Consider the following 21,373-nt stretch of genomic DNA (forward strand, 5'->3'; position numbering starts at 1 on the left):
AGCCTACGCGGTCGCGGGTCGCGCCTGCCCCGAGGGGCGACGGTGCGGGGCACGCTCGGCGGCGGTCTCGGTCTCCGTCTCGGCGACGGCGGATGCCGCCAGCCCGGCCTCTTCGCGACGCTTGGGAACGTCGATCGGGGGCAGGGTCGACACCGGACGATCCTGGCTCGAGAGCCACTGCGGGCGCGGCGGGAGCTTCTTGATGTCCTTGAAGATCTCGGCGAGCTGCAGGTGGTCGAGGGTCTCCTCTTCGAGGAGGGCGAGAGCGAGCTTGTCGAGGACGTCGCGATTGGCGTTGATGACCTCGTACGCCTCGTTGTGCGCCTGCTCGATCAACAGCCGCACCTCGGCGTCGACCCGCTCGGCGATGCGCTCGGAGAAGTCGCGGCCATGACCCATGTCGCGGCCCATGAACACCTCACCCGACGACGACCCGAGCTTGACGGGGCCGACCTCGGTCGTCATCCCGTACTCGGTGACCATCTTGCGGGCGATGCCCGTCGCCTTCTCGATGTCGTTCGAGGCCCCCGTCGTGGGGTCGTGGAACACGACCTCCTCGGCGACGCGCCCGCCCATCGCGTAGGTGAGCTGATCCTGGAGCTCGTTGCGGGTCACGGAGTACTTGTCTTCGAGCGGCAGCACCATCGTGTAGCCGAGCGCCTTGCCGCGCGGGAGGATCGTGACCTTCGTGACCGGGTCGGAGTGGTTCATCGCCGCCGCAGCGAGGGCGTGACCGCCCTCGTGATAGGCCGTGATGAGCTTCTCCTTGTCCTTCATGACGCGCGTGCGACGCTGCGGACCGGCGATGACGCGGTCGATCGCCTCGTCGAGGGCGCGCATGTCGATCAGCTGCGCGTTCGAGCGCGCGGTCAGGAGCGCCGCCTCGTTCAGCACGTTCGCGAGGTCGGCACCGGTGAAGCCCGGGGTCTTGCGAGCGATGACGGCCAGGTCGACCGAGGGAGACAGCGGCTTGCCGCGGCCGTGCACCTCGAGGATCTTCTGACGGCCCTTGAGGTCGGGGGCGTCGACGCCGATCTGACGGTCGAAGCGACCCGGACGCAGCAGCGCGGGGTCGAGGATGTCGGGACGGTTGGTCGCCGCGATGACGAGCACCGAGACCTTCGGGTCGAAGCCGTCCATCTCGACGAGCATCTGGTTGAGCGTCTGCTCGCGCTCGTCGTGACCGCCGCCCATGCCGGCGCCGCGGTGGCGACCGACGGCGTCGATCTCGTCGATGAAGATGATGGCGGGTGAGTTCTCCTTCGCCTCCTTGAAGAGGTCGCGAACGCGGCTCGCGCCGACACCGACGAACATCTCCACGAAGTCCGAACCCGAGATCGAGTAGAACGGCACACCGGCCTCGCCCGCGACGGCGCGTGCGAGGAGCGTCTTACCGGTTCCGGGAGGGCCGTACAGCAGCACACCCTTCGGGATGCGGGCGCCGACGGCCTGGAACTTCGTCGGGTCCTTCAGGAAGTCCTTGATCTCCTGCATCTCCTCGATGGCCTCGTCGGAGCCGGCCACATCGCCGAAGGTGACCGTCGGGGTCTCCTTCGTGACGAGCTTCGCCTTCGACTTGCCGAACTGCATGACGCGGCTGCCGCCGCCTTGCGCGCTCGACATCAGGAACCAGAAGAGCAGGCCCAGCAGCACCAGCGGCAGCATGAGCGAGAGGAATCCGTCGAACCACGTGGCCCGCGGCACGACGTCGTTGTACCCGTCGGCGGGGTTCGCCGCGTCGACGGCCGAGACGACCTCGTCGGCGCGCGCGGAGGTGTAGTAGAACTGCACCTGCTTCGAGCCCTCGAAGTCGTCGGAGAGCGTCAGATCGACGCGCTGATCGCCGTCCGTGGTCTGCACCTTCGTGACGGTGTCGCCCTTGAGCAGCTCGAAGCCCTGCTGGGTCGTGATCTGCTTCGCGCCGGTGAGGCTGGAGATCAGCATGAAGCCGATCAGCAGCAGCGCGCCGATGAGCAACACGTACATCAGCGGGTTGCGCGTGACTTTCTTGACGTCCATGGTGCGATCAGGCTACCCCGCGCCGACTATGCGGGCTCTGTGCGTTCGTTTTGGGCGTACCGGGAGCCGCCACGCGAAGCCCGCTCAGCTGTATACGTGCGGCGCGAGGACCGCGACATCCCGCAGGTTTCGGTACTTCTCGGCGTAGTCGAGGCCGTAGCCCACGACGAAGTCGTTCGGGATGTCGAAGCCGACATAGCGGCAGTCGATCTCGACCTTCGCGGCTTCGGGCTTGCGCAGGAGCGCCAGCACCTCGAGCGACTCGGCGCCGCGCGACTGGAAGTTCTCGAGCAGCCAGCTGAGGGTGAGGCCCGAGTCGATGATGTCCTCGACGATCAGCACGTGCTTGCCGTGCAGGTCGGCGTCGAGGTCCTTGCGGATCTGCACGACACCGCTCGACTTCGTGCTCGCGCCGTACGACGACACCGCCATCCAGTCCATCGTGATGTCGCGCTTGAGCGCGCGGGCGAAGTCGGCCATGACCATCACGGCGCCCTTGAGGACCCCGACGAGGATGAGCTCCTTACCCTCGTAGTCGGCCTCGACCCGGGCGGCGAGCTCGGCGAGCTTGGCCTGGATCTCCTCCTCCGTGACGAGGACGTCGGTGAGCTGGTCGGCGATCTCGGCAGCACGCATGCGACGAGTTTAGGCGCCGCTCCCGCCCGCCGAGAACTCGATGAGCCGGCCGACGCGGCGGGCGCGGCATCCGGGAACGTCGATCGGTCCCTGACCGGAGTAGTCGGTGACGAGCCGGGCGACCTCGAGGGTCTGGCTGCGCGTGAGGCTCTCGTGGAACTCGCTCTGCACGACGAGCCGGATGATGCGGTGGCGCAGCGCCGGAGGATTGGCGGCGAGCGCGGCGACCGAGATCGCGATGCCCGCCTCGGCCGGCTCGACGATGTCTTCGATCGTCTCGGCGATCATGTCGTCGAACGCCTGCGCGTCCTCACGCAGCTGCTCGGCCGTGCGGGCCAGCGCCTCGGCCACGCCCGGGCCGAGCTCTGCTTCGAGAAGCGGCAGCACCCGCTCGCGGACCCGCACCCGCCGGAAGCGGTCGTCGTAGTTGTGAGGGTCGAGCCACGGGTCGAGCCCGGCCGCCGCGCATGCGGCGAGCGTGGTCTCGCGGCGCACCCCCAGCAGCGGCCGAAGCCAGCGCACGCCGGAATCGTCGTCGGCGCGGTCGGGCGCCATGCCCGCGAGACTCGTCGCCCCGGCGCCGCGCGCCAGCCCGAGCAGCACCGTCTCGGCCTGATCATCGAGGGTGTGACCGAGCAGCACGGCGGCGGCGTTCGCGTCGCGCGCGGCATCCCGCAGCACGCCGTAGCGCGCCTCGCGGGCCGCGGCCTCCGGGCCTCCCGCGGTGCCGACCTCGACGCGCACGACCAGCGGATCGAGTCCGAGGCCCGCGGCGGCGCGCGCGGCCGTGAGAGCCACCTCGTCGGAGCCGGGCTGCAACCCGTGGTCGACCGTGAGCGAGGCGGCGCGCAAACTGAGCTTCGGGGCCTCGAAGGCTGTTGCTGCGGCGAGGGCCAGCGAGTCGGGCCCGCCCGACAGCGCGACGATGACGGTGCTCCCGGAAGGCAATGCCGACAGTGACGCCCGCACGGCACGACGGACCTCGGCGATGGCGGGGCTCAGCGACGGCACGCCCCTACGGTAGCCGGGCTCGTGCCGATGGCGGGCTCGGGCGGGGGTCGGGTCGTGCCGGGGTCGTGCCGGGGTCGTGGTCGTGCCGGGGTCGTGGTCGTGCCGGGGTCGGGGTCGTGCCGGGGTCGGCGTCGTGCCGGGGTCGTGGTCGTGCCGTCAACAGGCTGAGCACGTTGCGCGGCCCTCCCGGCAGCCTCAACCCGACGCTGAGCCTGCGGACGGCGCAGCCGGCGGCACGGGCCCGGCCTCGGGGCGGTGGCGGGCTCGTGCGAGGGCCGGGGTCGTGCGAGGCCGGGGTCGGCGTCGTGCCGTCAACAGGCTGAGCACGTTGCGCGGCCCTCCCGGCAGCCTCAACCCGTCGCTAAGCCTGCGGACGGCGCAGCGAGCGTGGGGTGCGGGCACCGGCCGGAGACTGACCGTCATCCGCCGGGCTCGTGCCGTCGACAGGCTGGGGTTCCCTGGCAGCTCGGCGGCAGACGCAAAATCCGGGCTGAGCCTGTATACGGCACGGCGGGCGCCGCGAAGTAGGCTGGACGGCGGCATCCCACCGTCATATCGAAGGAGCACACGTATGGGCGCGTACGACGCCGTCATCGAAATCCCCCGCGGCAGCCGCGTGAAGTACGAAGTCGACCACGGCACCGGCCGGGTCTTCCTCGACCGCGTGCTGTTCACGCCGATGGGATACCCCAGCAACTACGGCTTCTTCGAGAACACCCTCGGCGAAGACGGCGACCCGCTCGACGTGCTCGTGCTGCTCGACCGCGACATCTACCCCGGCGTGCTGGCGAAGGTCCGCCCCGTCGCCGTGCTGAAGATGAGCGACGAGGCCGGCGGCGACGACAAGGTCGTGGCCGTGCTGGCGAAAGACCCGCGGTGGGCCCACATCCAGGATGTCGGCGACATCGACGACTGGACCAAGAACGAGATCGGCCACTTCTTCGAGCACTACAAGGACCTCGAGCCCAACAAGTGGGTCAAGGTCGACGAGTGGGCCGGCGCCGCCGAGGCCGAGCGTCTCGTCTCCGAGGCGTTCGAGCGCTTCGAGGAGCACGAGGGCCAGACCAAGACGCAGGGTGAGGGCGAAGCGCCCAACTCGCTCTGAGTCTCAGACGAACGGAAGGAGGGGCGGATGCTGCAGCATCCGCCCCTCCTTCGTTGTTCCGGGCTCGTGAGCGCTGAAGCTCAGACCGAGATGCCGCGATCGCGAAGGAACGGCGCGGGATCGATGCGCTCACCGTTGCGGTAGATCTCGAAGTGCAGGTGGCAGCCCTGCGAGATGCCGGTGTTGCCGGCGTAGGCGATGACCTGTCCGGCCGAGACGCGCTGTCCGTATCCGACGTTGAAGCCGCCGTTCTGGATGTGCGCGTAACCGGAGATGATGCCGCCGCCGTGGTCGACCTTGATGTAGTTGCCCCAGCTGTTCGTGTAGGCCGCGAAGACGACGGTTCCGGATGCCGCGGCATAGATCGGGGCGCTGCATCCGCCGGCGAAGTCGATGCCGCGGTGCCCGCTGGTGCACACACCGCCGGAGCAGATGGTGCCGCGGTTGCCGTACCAGGAGCTGATGTAGCCGGGACCGGGGCGTACCCAGCCGGAGGGCTGAACCTGCCCGGCGCCGCCCCCACCGCCGCCGCCGCCCCCACCGCCGCCACCGCCGCCACCGCCACTGTTGCCAGCGGCGGCTGCCGCGGCTGCGGCTTCCTGACGACGACGCTCTTCCTCGGCGGCACGACGGGCCGCCTCTTCGCGCTCACGGCGACGACGCTCCTCGTCGCGACGGCGCTGCTCTTCGACTCCGGCCTGGTAACCCGCGACAGTCGTGGCCGTCTCGTCCTTGAGGGCGGCGAGCTGTGCCTCGAGGGTCGCCATGTTCGCGGTCTGCTCTTCGAGGGCCGCCTGAGCGGCCGTCGCGGCTTCCTGCGCCGCGATCATCTTCTGCTCGGCTTCGACCTTCAGACGGTCGCGCTCGTCGCGGGCCACACCAGCCTGATCGCTCAGGCTCTGGGCGGTCTCGCGGGCGGTGACGGCATCCGTGTAGACGCCGCGGTTAGCCTGCAGCAGCTTGTCCATCGTGCCGAGACGAGCCAGCAGGTCGTCGGCGCTCGCAGCGGAATCGGAGAAGAAGAGCTTCAGGCTCGTGTCATCGCCGCCGTTGCGGTACAGCTGAGCGGCGAGCTTGCCGGCGCGGCGTGCGGCCTCGAGAGCCGCGGCGGACTGCGCGTCGGCCTGATCCTGCAGCGAGGTGGCGCGGGCGCTAGCGTCTTCGAACGCTGCCTGGGCCTGCGCGTACTCTTCGCCCAGACGAGCCGCCTCGGCCTGCTTGTACGCGACATCCGCGGCCAGGTCGGCGATCAGCTTCTCGATGCGCGAGATCTCCGCGGCCTTCGCGGCCTCGTTGCCCTTCGCGCGCTGCACGTCGTCCCACGACGGGTAGCCCTCGATTCCGAAGGCGGAGGGGATGCCGGGAGCGAGGAACGCCGTCGCTGCGACGAAGCCGACGGCGCCGAGGCCGAGGGCGCCGCGGCGCGAGATCAGCTGCGAGAGCTTCTTGCTCTCTGCGGGTGTCGGGGCGCAGCCGCAGTCTTCGGGGGAGTCGAGGCTCTCGTATCGCACGCGGGTGAACCTCCATATCGCGTGAGCAACTTCGTTCACAGTAGCAACACACGTCACATCACCGGAAGCGTCGTCGACGACGTCCGGACTGTGCGAACCTCGCCATTGTGCCCCGGAGACACGCCCGGGCGGCGGACGCCACGCCCCCGATTCGCACATCGGCGGCGGATCGCATATGCTTGTCCCTCGGTAAGCGTGAACGTTTGACTCCCGGGTCTGGGTTCGCTCGGCCCCATCGTTTAGCGGCCTAGGACGCCGCCCTTTCACGGCGGTAGCACGGGTTCGAATCCCGTTGGGGTCACTCCCACAACTTAATAAGCATGGCCCTGTAGCGCAGTTGGTTAGCGTGCCGCCCTGTCACGGCGGAGGTCGCGGGTTCAAGTCCCGTCAGGGTCGCTCTAAAGCGACGGGCCCTTTGGTTTCCAGAGGGCCTTTCGTCTAGGACATGGCATCTCTGACGCCATGCGGCTCTGTAGCTCAGTTGGTAGAGCGCACGACTGAAAATCGTGAGGTCACGGGATCGACGCCCGTCGGAGCCACACGGACCGTCGTTACAACGGTCCCAGAAACCCTCGCCTAGCTTCTACATGGCGGGGGTTTTGCTTTGCCCCGACACCGACGCGCTCCGCTGATCGGCCGTGCGGGGCCCTATGGTCTAGGCATGAACGCGTCTCCGCGACCGCAGAGCCCCCGCACGAAGCGGCTGCGCCGGTGGGCGGTGGCATTGGCGGCATTCAGCGCAGCAGCGTTCATCGCGTCGATCGTCTTCGCGGGTCTGCTACCGGATGCCCCGGCACTGGTCTACCCGGCATTGCACTTCGTCGGGCTCGCGACCGCACTCGCCGGATACCTCCTGTGGCAGCGGTCGGACCCCGCGTACGACTTCAGTCACGAGCCGACACCCGACGAGTGACGCCGCCGGACCCGCGCCGACGAGGTCCCGCTCCCCTCAACTCGCCCCAACGGGGCGAACGACAGCCGTCGAGTCGGCGTTGACGGCACGCCCATCCGAGTCCACCGGCCTCATTTCTGCGAGCACATGCCCGTCCGCATCGACGAGGACTGAGCGCGGCTCGCCATCCTCGAACACGTGACGCTCGCCCCACTGCCGGAGCGCGACGATCACCGTGAAGAAGTCGCGCCCCGCTTCGGTGAGGACGTAGTGCTGGCGGCGACCGGATGCCGCAGCCTCACGCCTCAACAGCCCGCGATCGACGAGGCGCCGCAGCCTCTCCGTGAGGATGTTGCGCGCAACGCCGGTGCGCTGCTGGAAGTCGGTGAACGACCGGGCGCCGTCCATCGCGTCGCGGATGATCAGCAGGCTCCACCGGTCGCCGACGAGGTCGATCGTCCGAGCGACCGGGCACGTCGAGTCGGTCCAGGTCACGTCCTCGATATCTCCGATCATTCGCTCGACCCCTCCCATTGAGTTGCGAACTGCAACCATTCTGCCATACTGCGATGAGTTGCAAATGACTACCATTGGAGAGGGCTCGTGAGCGGGATTCGTACGGCGAGGATGCTGCTCGCGACGGTGTGCGCGGTCGCTGTGTCGACGACCTACGCCGCCCAGCCGATGCTCGCGCACATCGGCCGAGACGTCGGCATCGCGACATCCGAGTGGGGATGGGTGATCGCTGCCGGGCAGGTCGGCTACCTCATCGGGCTGATCGGCCTCGTGCCCCTCGGTGACGTGATCGATCGGCGGCGGCTCATCGCGCTCCACCTCGTTCTCTGCGCCGCCGGCACCCTGGTCACGGCATCGGCCACGGGGGCCGCGGTCCTGGTCGCCGGGCTCGCGGCGACGGGACTCTTCGCTGTCGTCGTCCAGACAGCCGTCGCCTTCGCCGCGGATCTCTCCGCTCCCGCCGAACGCGGCCGTTCGCTCGGTGTCGTCACCTCCGGCGTGGTGGTGGGAATTCTCGGTGCCCGCGTCGTCGCCGGGATTCTGACCGATCTCTGGGGCTGGCGAGCCGTCTACCTCGCACTCGCAGCGATGCTCGTCGCGCTCGCGGTCGCCGTCCTCACCCGGTTACCGGCGGAAGCGCGAATGAGTCGCAGAACCTACGGTGCCGTGATCGGCTCGCTCGTCCGCATGTTCGCTGTACCGTTCTTCGTCTCACGTGGTGTGATCGCGTTCTTCCTCTTCGCGTCGTTCGGCACGCTCTGGAGCGGACTCGCCCTGCCCCTGGAGGCCGGACCCTGGCATCTGGACGCCACGCAGGTCGGACTGTTCGGCATCGCCGGGCTGGCCGGCGCGCTCGGGGCAGCCCGGGCCGGCCGGTGGGCGGACAACGGCCGAGCGAGCCGCGTTACCGGGGCGGCGCTTGTCGTCCTGGCACTGTCGTGGATCGCGGCCGGTCAGGCCACATGGTCGATCTGGCTCGTGATCATCGGCGTCATCTTTCTGGACTTCGCTGTCCAGGCGGTTCACGTCAGCAACCAGTCGCTGCTCACCGAGGCCTACTCCGAACGGACCAGCAGCGCGATCGGTGGCTACATGGCTTTCTACTCGCTCGGATCCGTCCTGGGCGCGACCGCTACGACCGCCGTCTATGCGGCGGCGGGGTGGGCGGGATGTGCGGTACTCGGCGCAAGCTTCGCGCTCTGCGGGCTGCTCACCTGGGCGCTCAGCCGGCCCATGGCGGAGCGGCCGGCGAAGCTCGATGCGCTACCCGCAACCTGACGACGAGCGCTCGATGCCCTCACGAAGGACCGGCTAGGCCACCGGGTCGAGCAGCGTCGGGTCGGCGGGATCGACCGTGCGGGAGTTGCTGACCTTGCGGTCGACGACGTGCTCGCGGATCGTCGAGGCGATCTGAGCGGACGTGTGCTCGAGCATCGCCAGCGTCTCCGCCTTGCGGTCACCGGTGAGCTTCTCGGGCGTCAGCCAGGCATCCCAGGTGTCGGGCGTCAGGAAAGCCGGCATCCGGTCGTGCACCTGTCCGCTCGAATCCCGCGCCTCGCGGGTGATGACGACGAAGCACCGCGTTCTCTCGCCGGTCGGCAGTTCCATCGACCACGTGAGCCCGGCCGCCGAGAGCAAGCCCTCACCGTGGAGGAAGTGCGGGGTCTTCGGCGTCTTGTCGCCGGTCCACTCGAAGTAGCCCCGCATCGGAACGATGCAGCGAGCCGCGCTGAACGCCGGCGTCCAGAATCCTTGAGCCAGCTTCTCCATCCGCGCGTTGATGATCGGACCGCCCCGCGGGCGATTCGCCGGCTTCTGCCAGTCCCAGCGGACGAGTTCCAGCACCCGCCCCTCGCCCCGGTCGCGGACGATCGGCGCGTCCTCGGTCGGCGCGATCGAGTAGGCACCGGCCCAGGACTTCACCCAGTCCTCGGGGTCGCCGCCCTCGGCGACGTACTCCCGGATCAGTTCGTCCGTCTTGGCGTCGTTCGCGAATCGACCGCACATGTGAGTGACCCTACGGCGCGGGGTGACCGGCGTCGAGCAGATGCCTCCTCACCCGGGACACTGAGGCGCCCGGGCTCAGGCCGGCTCGGTGACCCGAACGAGTCCGCAGTTCAGGCACGACCACGCCACGAGGAACGCTTCGTCGTCGAGGATCTCGAAGCGCAGCGGATCGCCGCAGGTCGGGCAGACCCACGGTGCCGGCTGCGCGCTCACGCAGCATCCCGATCGGTCACCCGCCGAGCCTAAACGCCGCATCGCACCCGCGGGCGAAAGGGTCAGGTTCGGCCGAGCGTCTTCTCGAGCTTGCGCCTACGCCGGTGAAGCCGACCGAAGGCGAGCCCATGCTTCAGCTGCATCCTCCCCAGGTCTTGCAGCGACGGGAGGCCGCGGCTTGCGAGGGCGTCGTCGATGACCGACGGATCTTGACCGTCAAGCTGCTCGATCAGGGAATTCGCCTGCCGCACTTCCTCTGAGGACAGCGGGTGGTCGGCAATACCGCGAAGGACCTGGTCGAGCTCTCGCTCACGCTCGGCACGGGTCTTGCGGAACATCCGGTCACTCTAATTCACCGAAATGAGCGCGGTGATCTCGTACGTCAGCCACGCATGAACGCCGCATCGACCCGCTGCGCGAGCACGACGGCGTCGTGCGGCGCCCTCCCCCGCGCGTCGTTGTCGAAGTACACCCACACATCGCGCGGACGGCCATCGGATGCCGCTGACCCGTCGGCCCATCCCCGGATGCGGTCCGCCCACTCGTCGAGCTCCGCGTCGGAGTACCCGCTCGCGTAGAGGTCGGTCGCGCCGTGCAGCCGGACGTACACGTGCCCGGCAGTCGTGACCTCCTCGAACCGGGGGAAGCGTCCAGCGGTGTCGGCCACGACGAGGGCGGTGTCGTGCGTACGCAGCAGCACGAGCGCGGCATCCGATCCGAACCCCGCCGATCTCGGCTCGAGGGCGTGACGGATCGGACGGTCCTCCTCGATCTCGAGCCACGCCCGCCCGTCAAGGCGTTCGTCGTGCCGCTCGGCAAGCGCGAGGGCCTCGCCCGTCGTCCGCGGCAAGAGGGCGAGGAACTCCTCAAGCACATCGGCGTCGAACTCCTCGCGTTCGGGGAGCTGCCAGAGCACAGGTCCGAGCTGCCGTCCGAGCGCGAGCACCCCTGAGGCGAAGAAGTTCGCCAGCGCCGTCTCGACTCCGCGCACCCGCAGCATGTGCGTGACGTAGCGCGAGCCTTTGACGGCGAAGACGAACGACTCGGGCACCTCGCTCCGCCACCGCCGATAGCTCGACGGCCGCTGCAGCGAATAGAACGACCCGTTCAGCTCGGCCGTCGACATCCGCTCGCCCACGTATGCGAGCTCGCGCCGCTGGGCGAGTCCCGTGGGGTAGAAGTCGCCGCGCCATCCGGCGTACCGCCACCCGGAGATGCCGACGCGAACGCGGCCCGGATCCGCAGGGGCTGCAAACGCGTTCATGGTTCGGCAGTCTCCGCGCGTCAACGCAAGCGTGAAAGGGGGTTGCCCTCGCCGCGGCATCCGGAACATCGGCGCGTATCCGCATAGCCGAGCGCCCTAGGATTCGACGGACGCACCGGGCACCACAGGGGGAGTAACGATGGGCGCAACGCGACGTTCGAACGCGGGACGACGGCGCAAGCGCCGGGCAATCGGCATCGGGGCAGCCCTCAGCGGAGTTCTGCTCGTCGCAGCGGTCGGCGGCTGGTTCGCCGTCGATGTGATGCAGCGTGCGAGCACGACGCCCGACCCGGCGGCATCCGAGCCCGCCCCCGCACCCGAGGCAGAGACCCCGACGCCCGAACCGCTGTCGCCGGCGGAGCAGCTCATCGCCGATGCGGACGACCCGAACGCGTGCGCCGTGTCGTTCACGGGCGACGCGATCGATATCGCCCCGGAGCTCGAGACGCAGGGGAAGCCCTACGCCTCGCTGCCGATCCCCGCGCGCGAGGGCATGGTGTTCGCCGGCTGGTACGACACAGCCGAGGATGCCGCGGCGCTGGCGATCCCGGGTCGGCTCAACGGCGCGGATGCCGTCACCTGCGACGGCCAGCAGCGCACGGTGCACGCCGCGTGGATGGGCGCGGCCGACAACGCCGCCGCGAAGACGCGCATCCCGATCCTGATGTACCACCAGTTCACGACGAAGCCGGAGGGCGAGTCGGGCTGGCTCCGCGGCAACTACGCCTATGTCGGCGACTGGGAATCACACCTGAAGTACATCTCCGAGCAGCAGTTCTACCTGCCCACCTGGCCGGAGCTGAGCGCGTTCATCGACGGCGAGCTCTTCCTCCCCGATCACTCGGTCATCATCACCGACGACGACGCCGACCCGTCGTGGCTCGAGCTCGCCGTGCCACTGGTGGAGAAGTACCGCGTGATGACGACATCCTTCGTCATCACGATCAACGGCGCCGGACCCGACCTGCCGCCGTACGTGCTCAAGCGCTCGCACGCGCACGACATGCACTCCGCGGGAGCCGACGGGCGCGGACGCATCGTGAACTGGACGCACGACGAGATCGTCACCGATCTGGAGACCTCCGCGAGCGTGCTCGGCGGCACGAAAGAGGTGATCGCGTACCCGTTCGGCCACTACAACGACGCCGCGAAGCAGGCGGTCGCCGACGCGGGCTTCGAGATGGCACGCACGATCGAGCCCGGCTACGTCTCGATCGGAAGCGACAAGCTGGCCCTGCCCGTCGTCCGCGTCAACTACGGCATGACCGTGGATGACATCAAGAAGTCCATCGGGTGAATCTCAGGAGATATCCAAAGGGTCAACCACTTGTACGCATATGAATCCTCAGTACTGTGTGAATTCCCCCGTCCGTTTTCACTTGCGAGCGTTCCATGGATCTGACGATCGTCGTCCCGACCTTCAACGAAGGCCCGAACGTGGTGGAGCTGCTCCGACGGATCGGTGACGCGGTCGACGACCGGATGATCGAGGTCGTCTTCGTCGACGACTCGACGGACGACACCCCCGCGATCATCGAGCGGGCCGCGAGAGCGGCCGACTTCCCGGTGCGACTGATCCACCGCGACGAGCCGGTCGCGGGACTCGGCGGGGCGGTGGTCGAAGGCATACGCGCCGCGAACTCGTCGTGGTGTCTCGTGATGGACGGCGATCTGCAGCATCCACCCGAGGACATCCCCCGGCTGCTCGCACGCGCCGACCGCGGAGACGTGGATGTCGTCGTCGCCTCGCGCTACATCGCCGGCGGCGACTCGAAGGGGCTGGCCGATGCGACGCGCACGACCGTCTCACGCGCGTCGACGCTGCTCACCAAGGCGATGTTCCCCCGCAAGCTCGGCGAATGCAGCGACCCGATGACCGGATTCTTCCTGGTCAACCGCGACACGATCGACGTCGACGCTCTGCGGCCGCGCGGTTTCAAGATCCTGCTCGAGATCCTGGCGCGCCGTCACATGCGGGTCGCCGAGGTGCCGTTCGCCTTCGCACCGCGTTACGCCGGTTCGTCGAAGGCGACCTTTACACAGGGCATCCGGTTCCTCACCCAGCTGCTGATGCTCCGCTTCGGACGGATGTCGGCGTTCGCCCTGGTCGGCGGCGTCGGCGCCATCGCGAACCTGGTGATCATGTGGGGTCTGATCCGGCTCGGAATGGACTACCTGCCGGCATCCATCATCGCGAGCGAGATCACGATCATCGGCAACTTCCTGTTGCTCGAATACCTCGTCTTCTCCGACATGCGGTCGGAATCCGGAAGCATGACGCAACGGTTCGTGAAATCGTTCGCGTTCAACAACGCCGAGGCCATCATCCGGATCCCGGTGCTCTGGATGCTCGTCGAGAACGCACACATCCCGAGCGTCATCGCTGCCGGCCTGACGCTCATCGCGGCGTTCGTGGTGCGCTTCGTCTTCCACGCGCTCGTCGTCTACGCACCCAAGAAGCCGCGGGTTCCCGCCGCGCTCGAGGCCGCCCCCGAGCGCGCCCGGGCCGCCGAGTACTGAGGCGCGGGCTTCCGCGCCGAGAGCGCACCGCCTCGTCGAGAGTGCTCGGGAGGCGGTGCGTTTTCGCGTGATCGGTACGCACTGGGCGGGATCGGGGTCGGGCCCGGTCCTCCGTCGCGGACGTACGCTGGAGGTATGACCGCTTCCACCGACACGATCACGATGTTCGGCGCCGACTGGTGCCGCGACTGCCGCCGCACGAAGGCTCAGCTCGACGAGCTCGGCGTCGACTACACCTACATCGACCTCGAGGCGGAGCCCGCTGCGGCCGACGTCGCGCGTGAGATCTCGGGCCGCACCCAGATCCCCGTCGTGGTCTACCCCGACGCAACCCACCACGTCGAGCCGAGCAACGACGACGTGGCAACGAAGCTGCGCGAGCTCTCGCTCATCTGACCTGGGCGCGTGCCGCGCGCGTGCTGCGTGCGCGGATGCAAGGGATCCGGGCCGACACCCCGTCACTGATGCCGTACCGGCGGGGTGTCGCAGCCGAACCCTTGCATCGCGGCTCCGGGCCAACGGCATCCGAGGGCTCGGAGACGTCGGGGAGGTTCCGAGCCTTCGACGCCGGGCAGCCTCGGGGCCGTGCGCGGATGCAAGGGATCCGGGCCGACACCCCGTCACTGATGCCGTACCGGCGGGGTGTCGAGGCTGAACCCTTGCATCGCGGCTCCAGCGGGCACGCGGTCGCCGCGAGGGGGCCGAACCGACCGCCGGGCCTGCACTGGTAGACTGGTCGAACTTGTGGCGCGCTCGCGCCGCACGCGTCGTAGAACGCCTTCCGCCCACCGGGTCACGACCGGCATCCCGCGGACTCTTTCGTACGGCGACCCCGCATGCGCACCCGCATCCGGGCCACCGATCAGGGCGCCGACGTGCGCCCGGAGACACACTCCCTCATGACTGACACCACTTTCCGCACGCTCGGCGTGCCCGCTCCCCTCGTCGAAGCCCTCGCGAAGGACGGCAAGACCACCGCCTTCCCGATCCAGGTCGACACCCTGCCCGACACCCTCGCCGGGCGCGACGTGCTCGGCCGCGGCAAGACCGGCTCGGGCAAGACCCTCGCCTTCTCGATCCCGATGGCCGCGCGCCTCGGCGGCGAGCTGGCCGGCGGCAGCCGCCGCGCCGCCCGCATCCTGGGCCTCGTCCTCGCCCCGACCCGCGAACTGGCGACGCAGATCAACGCGACCCTCGAGCCCCTCGCGGCTGCCTACGGCATGAAGACGACCACCATCTTCGGAGGCGTCAACCAGAACCGTCAGGTTCAGGCCCTCAACGCTGGCGTCGACATCGTCGTCGCCTGCCCCGGTCGCCTCGAAGACCTGCTGCAGCAGCGCCACCTGACCCTCGACTCCGTCGAGATCACCGTCATCGACGAGGCCGACCATATGGCCGACCTCGGCTTCCTCCCCGCTGTCACGCGCATCCTCGACAAGACGCCGCGCGACGGGCAGCGGATGCTGTTCAGCGCGACCCTCGACAACGGCGTGGACAAGCTCGTCAAGCGCTTCCTGCAGAACGAGGTGCTGCACTCGGTCGACGAGGCGCACTCCCCGGTCGCGGCGATGACGCACCACGTGTTCCACCTCGCCGGCGCCGAGGAGAAGAAGGATGTCGTCAAGGCGCTCGCCTCGGGCATGGGCCGCCGCATCCTCTTCACCCGCACCAAGCACGCGGCGAAGAAGCTCGCCAAGCAGCTGACCTCGCAGGGCATCCCCTCGGTGGACCTGCACGGCAACCTCTCGCAGCCGCAGCGCGACCGCAACCTGGCCGCGTTCTCGTCGGGCACCGCGAAGGTTCTCGTCGCGACGGATGTCGCCGCCCGCGGCGTACACGTCGACGACGTCGAGCTCGTCGTGCACGTCGACCCGCCCATGGAGCACAAGGCGTACCTGCACCGCTCAGGCCGCACCGCGCGCGCGGGCGCCGAGGGCGCCGTCGTCACTCTCGTGATGCCGGGCCAGGAGCGCGACGTCAAGGATCTGCTCCGCAAGGCCGCCATCGCCGTCACCCCGACCTCGGTCACCGCAGAGTCGCCCGAGGTCACCGCTCTCGTCGGCAAGGTCGCGCCCTACGTGACCCCCGCGCCGGTCGAGGTCGCGCCCCGTGGCACGAGCCAGGGCGCCAACGCCCAGCGCAAGCGCGCTGCACGTGACGCTCGCGACGGCGGTGCGTCGAACGGTGGCGGCCGCTCCAGCGGCGGACGCGGTCGCGGCGGACGGGGCCAGGGCCAGGGTGCTGCCGGTGGCCGCGACGGGCAGGCTGCACGCTCGGGCGGTCAGCGCGACCAGCAGCCGAGCCGCGGCGGACAGCAGTCCCCGCGCGGCGGCCAGAGCGCCGACCGCGCACCCCGCGAGACGCGCGATGCCGCCCCCGCGGGCAACCCGCGCCGCACCGGCCGCCGTGCATCCTCGAACGGTGCTGCCGCAGGCGGCAAGCTCATGGTCGGCTCGGTCGTCCGCCAGAACAGCGCCGGACGCCGCAGCGGTCGCTGACCCGCAGCATCCGGCACCCGGCACTGCTCGCTGGGGCCTACCACCGAGCGCGCACGCTCGACGCGGGAACGCACCCTCGACCGTACGTTCTCGCGGCGGGGGTGCGTGCTCGGCGCGGGCGGCGCCCCAGCGGGCGTCAGACCGAGAGCGCGAACTCGGCGTCGAGAGCGTCGATCTCGCGGGTGACCTCGGCGACGCGACGGGCCCGATCCTCGGCGGGCAGCCACGACGCCTCGAACGACGAGATCGCCATCCGGCGGACCTGCTCGCGCGACGCACCGATCTGCTCCGTGACGATGCCGTACTCGGCGGCGAGGGTCGTGGGGAACATCCCGGGGTCGTCGGAGCACGGGATGACGTTGAGCCCGGCCTCGAGCATCGCGCCGATCGATGCGCGACGCCAGGGCCGCCACGAGCGGCGTGACGTGGTCGAGGCGACGGTGAACGCGACCTGCTCCTCGCGCATCCGTTCGACGACCGCGTCGTCCTCGAGCACGTAGTACCCGTGGTCGATGCGGTCGCAGCCGAGCAGATCGAGGCAGGTGATCGTGTTGACGGCGGTCGGGGCGTGCTCCGACGAATGCGCGGTGCGTCCGAGACCCGCCTCACCGGCCAGGCGGTACGCGTCGACGAAGCGCTCGGGCGGACCGGCCGTCTCGAGGTTGTCGAGGCCGATGCCCGCGACGTACGGGTGCGGGTTGTCGACGACCCGGCGGACGACCGCGAGGGCCTCCTCGCCACTGCGGCTGCGATCGATCCCCTGGATCATCAGCCCCGTCATGCCGAAATCCCTCTCAGCCATCCGGATGCCGTCGGCGTACGCCTCGACGGCGCCGAGATACCCGAGCGACTCGAGGTGCGGCGGCAGCGCATCGAAGAAGAGCTCGAGGTGGCGCGTACCGCTGCGGCGGTGGGCGTCCTCGAAGGCCTCGTAGACGATGCGGGTGAGGTCGTCGGCATCCCGGAGCACCTCGACCACCCAGTTCGACACCTGGAAGAGCGAGTACGACACCTCCGGCTCATCTGCACCGCGCTGCTGCGGAACGGGGATGCGCGTGTTCCGGTAGAGGGCCGGGTCGGGCGGCAGCGAGTTGATGTCGGCGAAGATGCGCTCGGGGTCGGCGGGCAGTTCGAGCGACTCGCGGTGCGCCAGCTCGGCGAACGTCGACGCGCGGACCGTGCCGATGAGGTGGCAGTGCAGGTCGGCCTTCGGCAGACGCTGCAGGTAGTCGACGGGGAGGGATGCTGCGGAAGTCATGGTGCCGTTCGTACTCGTGGAGCGGTGCGGTCGTGAAACCGCGAGAAGAGGCCCGGCCGCCGAGGATGGGGGGATGCTCGGCGGCCGGGCGGTCTGGATCAGCGCGAGGCGACCTCGCGCGCGAACCGCTCGACCCACTGCGCGCGGTTCGGGACGATCTCGGCGGGGTCGAGCGTCGCGTAGCCCGCGGCGATCGGGTCGGCGGCGATGTCACCGACCACCGCGGTGATCTCGGCGGGGATCGTCGCGTCGAGGGCGACGGGGAGGTCGCCGACGATCTCGGCCGATGCCGTCTGCGCCTCGACGGAGAGCAGGTAGTCGATGAACGCGTACGCGCCCTCGAGGTTCTTCGCTCCGCTGGGGATCATGGCACGGTTGGTCGCCATGTAGCGGCCCTCGGCGGGCGCGGTCCACGCGACGGGCTCACCGGAGGCGATGAGCGTGGTCGCGAAGCCGCTCAGCGCATCGGCGGCGACGATCTCGCCCTGCGTGAGCAGGTTGGTGACCTCGGTCGACGACGAGTAGAACTGCAGGATGTTCGGGGCCCATCCGCCGATCGTCATGTAGGCGGTGTCGATGTCGTAGGGGCCGTCACCGAACGTCGACGCGACCCCCGAGACGGCGAGCTGCCCGGCCGTCACCGCGATGTCGGGGAAGGCGAGGCGTCCGCTGTAGGCGGAGTCGGCGTAGAGCGACCAGTCGGCGGCCTGCGCGGCATCCAGTTCGTCGGTGTTGTAGAGCGTGCCGTTGAGCTGGTAGCTGTAGGCGGGTCCGTCATAACCGTCCTCGACCGCGAAGTCGGCGATCTTCGCCAGGTTCGGGACGTCGGACTCGTCGAAGTCCTGGAACAGCCCCTGCTCCTGGCCGGATGCCGCGAAGGTGTCGGAGATCAGCATCACGTCGATCCCGGCGTCGCCACCGGCGAGCTGGAGCTGCGAGAGCCGGTCGGCGTTGGACCCGGTCTCGATCTCGACCGTGATGCCGGTCTTCTCGGTGAAGGGGTCGACGATCGCCTCCTGGAACTGCTCGACGCCGAACGGGAAGGCGCTGACGACGATCGAGTCGCTCGATCCCCCGTCGCCGGACTCTGCCGAACCGCCGGAGCAGCCGGTGACGACGAGAGCCGTGGCGGCGACGGCGGCGGATGCCGCGAGGACGCGGCTGGTGCGGGTGCGGATCATGCGGGTTCCTCTCGGAGGTCTGCGGGCGGGGCGCAGAGGTGCGGGGCTGGTGCTGGGGTGGGTGCGGGTGCTGGTGCGGGGTGGAGGCGTCGGGCCGCTCAGGAGGCGAGGCGGATGAGGCGGGCGGTCGGGGCCGTGACGGTGACCCGATCGCCGGGGCGGGCGGTGACGGCCTCGTCGCGGACATCGGCGATGAGGCGCACGGCCGCGCCCGTGGCGTCGGCGGTCTCGACGGTCACGAGACGGTCGACTCCGCGGTAGGCGACGTCGAGCACGACTCCGTCGAGCGCGAGCCCGGTCCCGTCCGCGGGGCGCCCGAGAGCGAGGTGCTCGGGACGCACGGTCGTCAGCGTCCCGTCCGCCGCGGCGAGGAAGTTCTCGTAGCCGAGGAACTCCGCGACGAAACGGTTGGCCGGAGCGGTGAAGACGTCGGACGGGGCGCCTTCCTGCATGATGCGGCCGTCGCGCATGAGCACCATGCGGTCGGACATCTCCAGCGCCTCGTCCTGATCGTGCGTGACGAGCACGACCGTCAGACCGGTCTCGGACTGGATGCGGCGGATCTCGGCGCGCATCTGCACGCGCAGGCGCGCGTCGAGGTTCGACAGCGGCTCGTCGAGGAGGAGCAGCGTCGGCCGGATCGCAATGGCGCGGGCGAGGGCCACGCGCTGCTGCTGTCCGCCCGAGAGCTTCTTCGGCCGGCTCGCCGCGAGGTGTCCGAGGCCGACGAGGTCGAGCGACTCCTCGACGCGACGCCGACGCTCGGCCGCCGCGACCTTGCGCAGCTTCAGGCCGTAACCGACGTTCTCGGCCACGGTCATGTGCGGGAACAGGGCGTACGACTGGAACACCATCCCGAGTCCACGTCGCTCGGGTGGCGTGCGGGTGGCGTCCGTGCCCGCGATCATGATGCGGCCCGACGTCGGCTGGGTGTAGCCCGCGAGCATGCGCAGCGAGGTGGTCTTGCCGCATCCGCTCGGTCCGAGCAACGTCGTGAGCTGCCCCGACGGGATGGCGAGGTCGATGTCGTCGACGGCGGTGAAGTCGCCGAAGCGCTGGGTCACCCCGACGAACTCTGCTGCGGTGGTCATCGGTTGATCCCTCCGAAGATGCGGGCGAAGCCGACGGTGCGCTCGGCGATGACGGCGATGACGACGGTGCCCGCGAGGATGATGGTGCTCGTGGCCGCGACCATCGGGTCGTAGCTCTGCTGGACGTAGTCGAGCATGGTGACGGGGAGCGTGCGGAAGTCGCGGCTCTGCAGCAGCAGCGACAGCGGCACGTTGTTGAACGAGGTGACGAAGCTCAGCAGCCCCGCCGAGAAGATGCCGGGGCGCAGCAGGGGCAGCGTGACGGAGAAGAACGCGCGTAGCGGCGACGCGCCGAGCCCGCGGGCGGCCTCTTCGATGCCGGGATCGGCGAGCGCCAGCGACGCGCCCGTGACCCGCACCGCGTAGGGCAGCATCAGCACGGTGTGGCCGACGAGCAGCACCGGGAAGTTGTCGAGGCGCAGGCCGATCATCAGCTGCTGGTAGAGCGCGAGGCCGACGACGAGCTCGGGGACGATGAGGGGCGAGAGGAAGAGCCCCTCGACGAGTCCCTTGCCCGGCAGCTTGCCGCGGTGGATCGCCAGCGTCACGGGAACACCGATCAGAAGTGCGAGCACCGTGGCGATGAGGGCGAGCTGGAGGCTCGACAGCAGGGCGCTGATGAACGGGTCGTAGTTCAGCGCCGCCTCGAACCACTGCAGCGAGAAGCCCTCCGGCGGGAAGCGCAGGGTGCGTCCGCCCGTGAACGCCGTGGCGACCACGAAGAGGATCGGCACGATCATGATGATGTAGCCGGCGACGGCGAGGGATGCCGCGACGGGACGACTGGTCTTCACGCGGTGGCCCCCCGTCGTCCGACGACGGCGGACAGGCCCGACACGGCGAAGACGAGGACCGTCATGATGATGGCCGTCGCGCTCGCCGCCGCCCAGTCGATCGTGACGCTCGAGTACGAGTAGAGCTGGGTCGACAGCATCCGCTGGCTCGATCCGCCCAGCAGGTACGGAGTCGTGTAGGCGGTGACGCTGCCGGCGAAGACGAGCGTCGAGGCGACGACCATGCCCGGTGCCGAGAGCGGCACGACGATGCCCCAGAACGTCCGGGTGCGGCTCGCGCCGAGACCGCGGGCGGCGTCGTCGAGCCCAGGATCGACCTGGGCGACGGCGGAGTAGCACGAGATGATGGCGAGCGGCAGGAAGAGCTGGGTCAGGCCCAGCACGATCGCCAGCTCGGTGTAGAGCAGCTGCGGAGCCCGGTCGACGAGGCCGAGCCCGGTGAGCAGCTGCCCGATCGCGCCGTTCGAGCCCAGCAGCACGAGCCAGCCGAACGTGCGCACGACGTTGCTCAGCAGAAGCGGGAAGATCGCGAGGGCGAGCAGCACGCCCGACCAGCGCGAGGTCGAGCGGGCGAGCAGATAGGCGATCGGGAACCCCAGCACGATGCAGATCACGGTGACGATGAGGCCGAGCCCGACCGTGCGCCCGATGATCGCGAGATCGAACGGGTCGGTCAGCATCCGACCGAGACGCTCGAGGATGTCGACCAGGCTGACGCCGGGAGGGGCGAACAGCATCGCGATCGACGGGATGAGGAACCCCGCCAGCAGGAGCGCGAGCCCGGGGAGGGCCAGCAGTCCGGTGCGGCGTGAAACCACGAGCGAACTCCGTTCGTGCGAGGGGAGGATGCGGGTGCA

Annotated in this window: 21 protein-coding genes and 3 tRNA genes; 10 read left to right on the top strand and 14 right to left on the bottom strand. The window is 69.5% G+C overall.

Annotated features, from left to right (window positions below; genetic code table 11):
• Window positions 1–3 precede the first annotated feature (3 nt).
• The 3 genes from ftsH to tilS form a co-directional block, all read right to left on the bottom strand.
• Complete coding sequence (gene ftsH / locus ACU6RU_RS03775) at window positions 4–2,019, bottom strand: ATP-dependent zinc metalloprotease FtsH (protein ID WP_120263694.1); 2,016 nt, start codon at window positions 2,017–2,019, stop codon at window positions 4–6.
• 84 nt (window positions 2,020–2,103) lie between these two features.
• The gene (hpt, locus tag ACU6RU_RS03780) at window positions 2,104–2,655 is read right to left on the bottom strand and encodes a hypoxanthine phosphoribosyltransferase (RefSeq protein WP_120263695.1); all 552 of its coding nucleotides are present in this window, start codon (window positions 2,653–2,655) and stop codon (window positions 2,104–2,106) included.
• 9 nt (window positions 2,656–2,664) lie between these two features.
• Window positions 2,665–3,666: a tRNA lysidine(34) synthetase TilS gene (tilS, locus tag ACU6RU_RS03785; RefSeq protein WP_289330705.1), complete on the bottom strand. Its 1,002-nt coding sequence runs from the start codon at window positions 3,664–3,666 to the stop codon at window positions 2,665–2,667.
• A 571-nt stretch (window positions 3,667–4,237) separates the two neighbouring features.
• On the opposite strand from tilS, the gene ACU6RU_RS03790 reads away from it, so the two are divergent.
• Complete coding sequence (locus ACU6RU_RS03790; protein WP_120263697.1) at window positions 4,238–4,771, top strand: inorganic diphosphatase; 534 nt, start codon at window positions 4,238–4,240, stop codon at window positions 4,769–4,771.
• 80 nt (window positions 4,772–4,851) lie between these two features.
• Here the strand turns inward: ACU6RU_RS03790 and ACU6RU_RS03795 are convergent, their stop codons facing one another.
• Window positions 4,852–6,282 (bottom strand): M23 family metallopeptidase, encoded by a 1,431-nt coding sequence (locus ACU6RU_RS03795; protein ID WP_259455275.1) that lies wholly within the window; start codon window positions 6,280–6,282, stop codon window positions 4,852–4,854.
• A 228-nt stretch (window positions 6,283–6,510) separates the two neighbouring features.
• On the opposite strand from ACU6RU_RS03795, the gene ACU6RU_RS03800 reads away from it, so the two are divergent.
• The 4 genes from ACU6RU_RS03800 (at window position 6,511) to ACU6RU_RS03815 (ending at window position 7,195) form a co-directional block, all read left to right on the top strand.
• Window positions 6,511–6,583 (top strand) — tRNA-Glu (locus tag ACU6RU_RS03800).
• A 21-nt stretch (window positions 6,584–6,604) separates the two neighbouring features.
• A tRNA-Asp gene (locus ACU6RU_RS03805) sits at window positions 6,605–6,678 on the top strand.
• Between the two features lie 70 nt (window positions 6,679–6,748).
• A tRNA-Phe gene (locus ACU6RU_RS03810) sits at window positions 6,749–6,821 on the top strand.
• A 122-nt stretch (window positions 6,822–6,943) separates the two neighbouring features.
• Window positions 6,944–7,195 carry a hypothetical protein gene (locus ACU6RU_RS03815; RefSeq protein ID WP_120263699.1) on the top strand — a complete coding sequence of 84 codons (252 nt, stop codon included), beginning with the start codon at window positions 6,944–6,946 and terminating at the stop codon, window positions 7,193–7,195.
• 36 nt (window positions 7,196–7,231) lie between these two features.
• On the opposite strand, the gene ACU6RU_RS03820 is transcribed toward ACU6RU_RS03815, so the two are convergent.
• Window positions 7,232–7,690: a winged helix-turn-helix transcriptional regulator gene (locus ACU6RU_RS03820; RefSeq protein ID WP_446725926.1), complete on the bottom strand. Its 459-nt coding sequence runs from the start codon at window positions 7,688–7,690 to the stop codon at window positions 7,232–7,234.
• 87 nt (window positions 7,691–7,777) lie between these two features.
• Between ACU6RU_RS03820 and ACU6RU_RS03825 the strand changes: the two genes are divergently transcribed.
• Entirely contained in the window at window positions 7,778–8,968 is a 1,191-nt protein-coding gene (locus ACU6RU_RS03825; RefSeq protein ID WP_446725927.1) for an MFS transporter, read from the top strand.
• 33 nt (window positions 8,969–9,001) lie between these two features.
• Here ACU6RU_RS03825 and ACU6RU_RS03830 read toward each other — a convergent pair whose 3' ends face one another.
• The 4 genes from ACU6RU_RS03830 to ACU6RU_RS03845 all read right to left on the bottom strand — a co-directional run bounded on the left by ACU6RU_RS03830 (window position 9,002) and on the right by ACU6RU_RS03845 (window position 11,174).
• Entirely contained in the window at window positions 9,002–9,697 is a 696-nt protein-coding gene (locus ACU6RU_RS03830; protein ID WP_446725928.1) for an SOS response-associated peptidase, read from the bottom strand.
• A gap of 75 nt (window positions 9,698–9,772) precedes the next feature.
• Window positions 9,773–9,910 (bottom strand): hypothetical protein, encoded by a 138-nt coding sequence (locus tag ACU6RU_RS03835; RefSeq protein WP_199484999.1) that lies wholly within the window; start codon window positions 9,908–9,910, stop codon window positions 9,773–9,775.
• Window positions 9,911–9,972: 62 nt separating this feature from the next.
• Complete coding sequence (locus ACU6RU_RS03840; RefSeq protein WP_120263704.1) at window positions 9,973–10,248, bottom strand: hypothetical protein; 276 nt, start codon at window positions 10,246–10,248, stop codon at window positions 9,973–9,975.
• A 44-nt stretch (window positions 10,249–10,292) separates the two neighbouring features.
• Window positions 10,293–11,174, bottom strand: a complete 882-nt coding sequence (locus ACU6RU_RS03845; RefSeq protein ID WP_446725929.1) for a DUF72 domain-containing protein — start codon at window positions 11,172–11,174, stop codon at window positions 10,293–10,295.
• Window positions 11,175–11,313: 139 nt separating this feature from the next.
• On the opposite strand from ACU6RU_RS03845, the gene ACU6RU_RS03850 reads away from it, so the two are divergent.
• From ACU6RU_RS03850 to ACU6RU_RS03865, 4 genes are all read left to right on the top strand, one after another.
• Window positions 11,314–12,471, top strand: coding sequence for a polysaccharide deacetylase family protein (locus ACU6RU_RS03850; protein ID WP_446725930.1), 1,158 nt, complete (start codon window positions 11,314–11,316; stop codon window positions 12,469–12,471).
• Window positions 12,472–12,566: 95 nt separating this feature from the next.
• Window positions 12,567–13,694, top strand: coding sequence for a glycosyltransferase (locus tag ACU6RU_RS03855; protein WP_446725931.1), 1,128 nt, complete (start codon window positions 12,567–12,569; stop codon window positions 13,692–13,694).
• Between the two features lie 135 nt (window positions 13,695–13,829).
• Window positions 13,830–14,090 (top strand): glutaredoxin family protein, encoded by a 261-nt coding sequence (locus ACU6RU_RS03860; RefSeq protein WP_120263708.1) that lies wholly within the window; start codon window positions 13,830–13,832, stop codon window positions 14,088–14,090.
• 503 nt (window positions 14,091–14,593) lie between these two features.
• Window positions 14,594–16,192, top strand: a complete 1,599-nt coding sequence (locus tag ACU6RU_RS03865; RefSeq protein WP_446725932.1) for a DEAD/DEAH box helicase — start codon at window positions 14,594–14,596, stop codon at window positions 16,190–16,192.
• Window positions 16,193–16,328: 136 nt separating this feature from the next.
• On the opposite strand, the gene ACU6RU_RS03870 is transcribed toward ACU6RU_RS03865, so the two are convergent.
• From ACU6RU_RS03870 to ACU6RU_RS03890, 5 genes are all read right to left on the bottom strand, one after another.
• Window positions 16,329–17,450: an adenosine deaminase family protein gene (locus tag ACU6RU_RS03870; RefSeq protein WP_289330697.1), complete on the bottom strand. Its 1,122-nt coding sequence runs from the start codon at window positions 17,448–17,450 to the stop codon at window positions 16,329–16,331.
• 98 nt (window positions 17,451–17,548) lie between these two features.
• A complete protein-coding gene (locus tag ACU6RU_RS03875; RefSeq protein WP_120263709.1) occupies window positions 17,549–18,631 on the bottom strand; it encodes an extracellular solute-binding protein in 1,083 nt (360 codons plus the stop codon).
• A 98-nt stretch (window positions 18,632–18,729) separates the two neighbouring features.
• A complete protein-coding gene (locus ACU6RU_RS03880) occupies window positions 18,730–19,722 on the bottom strand; it encodes an ABC transporter ATP-binding protein (RefSeq protein WP_120263710.1) in 993 nt (330 codons plus the stop codon).
• Complete coding sequence (locus ACU6RU_RS03885) at window positions 19,719–20,516, bottom strand: ABC transporter permease (protein WP_120263711.1); 798 nt, start codon at window positions 20,514–20,516, stop codon at window positions 19,719–19,721. Before ACU6RU_RS03885 ends, ACU6RU_RS03880 begins: the two co-directional genes overlap by 4 nt.
• Window positions 20,513–21,334, bottom strand: coding sequence for an ABC transporter permease (locus ACU6RU_RS03890; RefSeq protein WP_112615945.1), 822 nt, complete (start codon window positions 21,332–21,334; stop codon window positions 20,513–20,515). The genes ACU6RU_RS03885 and ACU6RU_RS03890 overlap by 4 nt, the downstream gene beginning before the upstream one ends.
• Window positions 21,335–21,373: the final 39 nt, after the last annotated feature.

Source organism: Microbacterium sp. F1-18 (genome assembly GCF_052921305.1).

Coding starts and splice junctions, on each gene's coding strand:
- ACU6RU_RS03860 (WP_120263708.1), top strand. CDS start 13,830: ATGACCGCTTCCACCGACACGATCACGATGTTCGGCGCCGACTGGTGC.
- ftsH (WP_120263694.1), bottom strand. CDS start 2,019: ATGGACGTCAAGAAAGTCACGCGCAACCCGCTGATGTACGTGTTGCTC.
- ACU6RU_RS03880 (WP_120263710.1), bottom strand. CDS start 19,722: ATGACCACCGCAGCAGAGTTCGTCGGGGTGACCCAGCGCTTCGGCGAC.
- ACU6RU_RS03840 (WP_120263704.1), bottom strand. CDS start 10,248: ATGTTCCGCAAGACCCGTGCCGAGCGTGAGCGAGAGCTCGACCAGGTC.
- ACU6RU_RS03870 (WP_289330697.1), bottom strand. CDS start 17,450: ATGACTTCCGCAGCATCCCTCCCCGTCGACTACCTGCAGCGTCTGCCG.
- ACU6RU_RS03850 (WP_446725930.1), top strand. CDS start 11,314: ATGGGCGCAACGCGACGTTCGAACGCGGGACGACGGCGCAAGCGCCGG.
- ACU6RU_RS03855 (WP_446725931.1), top strand. CDS start 12,567: ATGGATCTGACGATCGTCGTCCCGACCTTCAACGAAGGCCCGAACGTG.
- ACU6RU_RS03815 (WP_120263699.1), top strand. CDS start 6,944: ATGAACGCGTCTCCGCGACCGCAGAGCCCCCGCACGAAGCGGCTGCGC.
- ACU6RU_RS03820 (WP_446725926.1), bottom strand. CDS start 7,690: ATGATCGGAGATATCGAGGACGTGACCTGGACCGACTCGACGTGCCCG.
- ACU6RU_RS03875 (WP_120263709.1), bottom strand. CDS start 18,631: ATGATCCGCACCCGCACCAGCCGCGTCCTCGCGGCATCCGCCGCCGTC.
- ACU6RU_RS03790 (WP_120263697.1), top strand. CDS start 4,238: ATGGGCGCGTACGACGCCGTCATCGAAATCCCCCGCGGCAGCCGCGTG.
- hpt (WP_120263695.1), bottom strand. CDS start 2,655: ATGCGTGCTGCCGAGATCGCCGACCAGCTCACCGACGTCCTCGTCACG.
- ACU6RU_RS03830 (WP_446725928.1), bottom strand. CDS start 9,697: ATGTGCGGTCGATTCGCGAACGACGCCAAGACGGACGAACTGATCCGG.
- ACU6RU_RS03865 (WP_446725932.1), top strand. CDS start 14,594: ATGACTGACACCACTTTCCGCACGCTCGGCGTGCCCGCTCCCCTCGTC.
- ACU6RU_RS03845 (WP_446725929.1), bottom strand. CDS start 11,174: ATGAACGCGTTTGCAGCCCCTGCGGATCCGGGCCGCGTTCGCGTCGGC.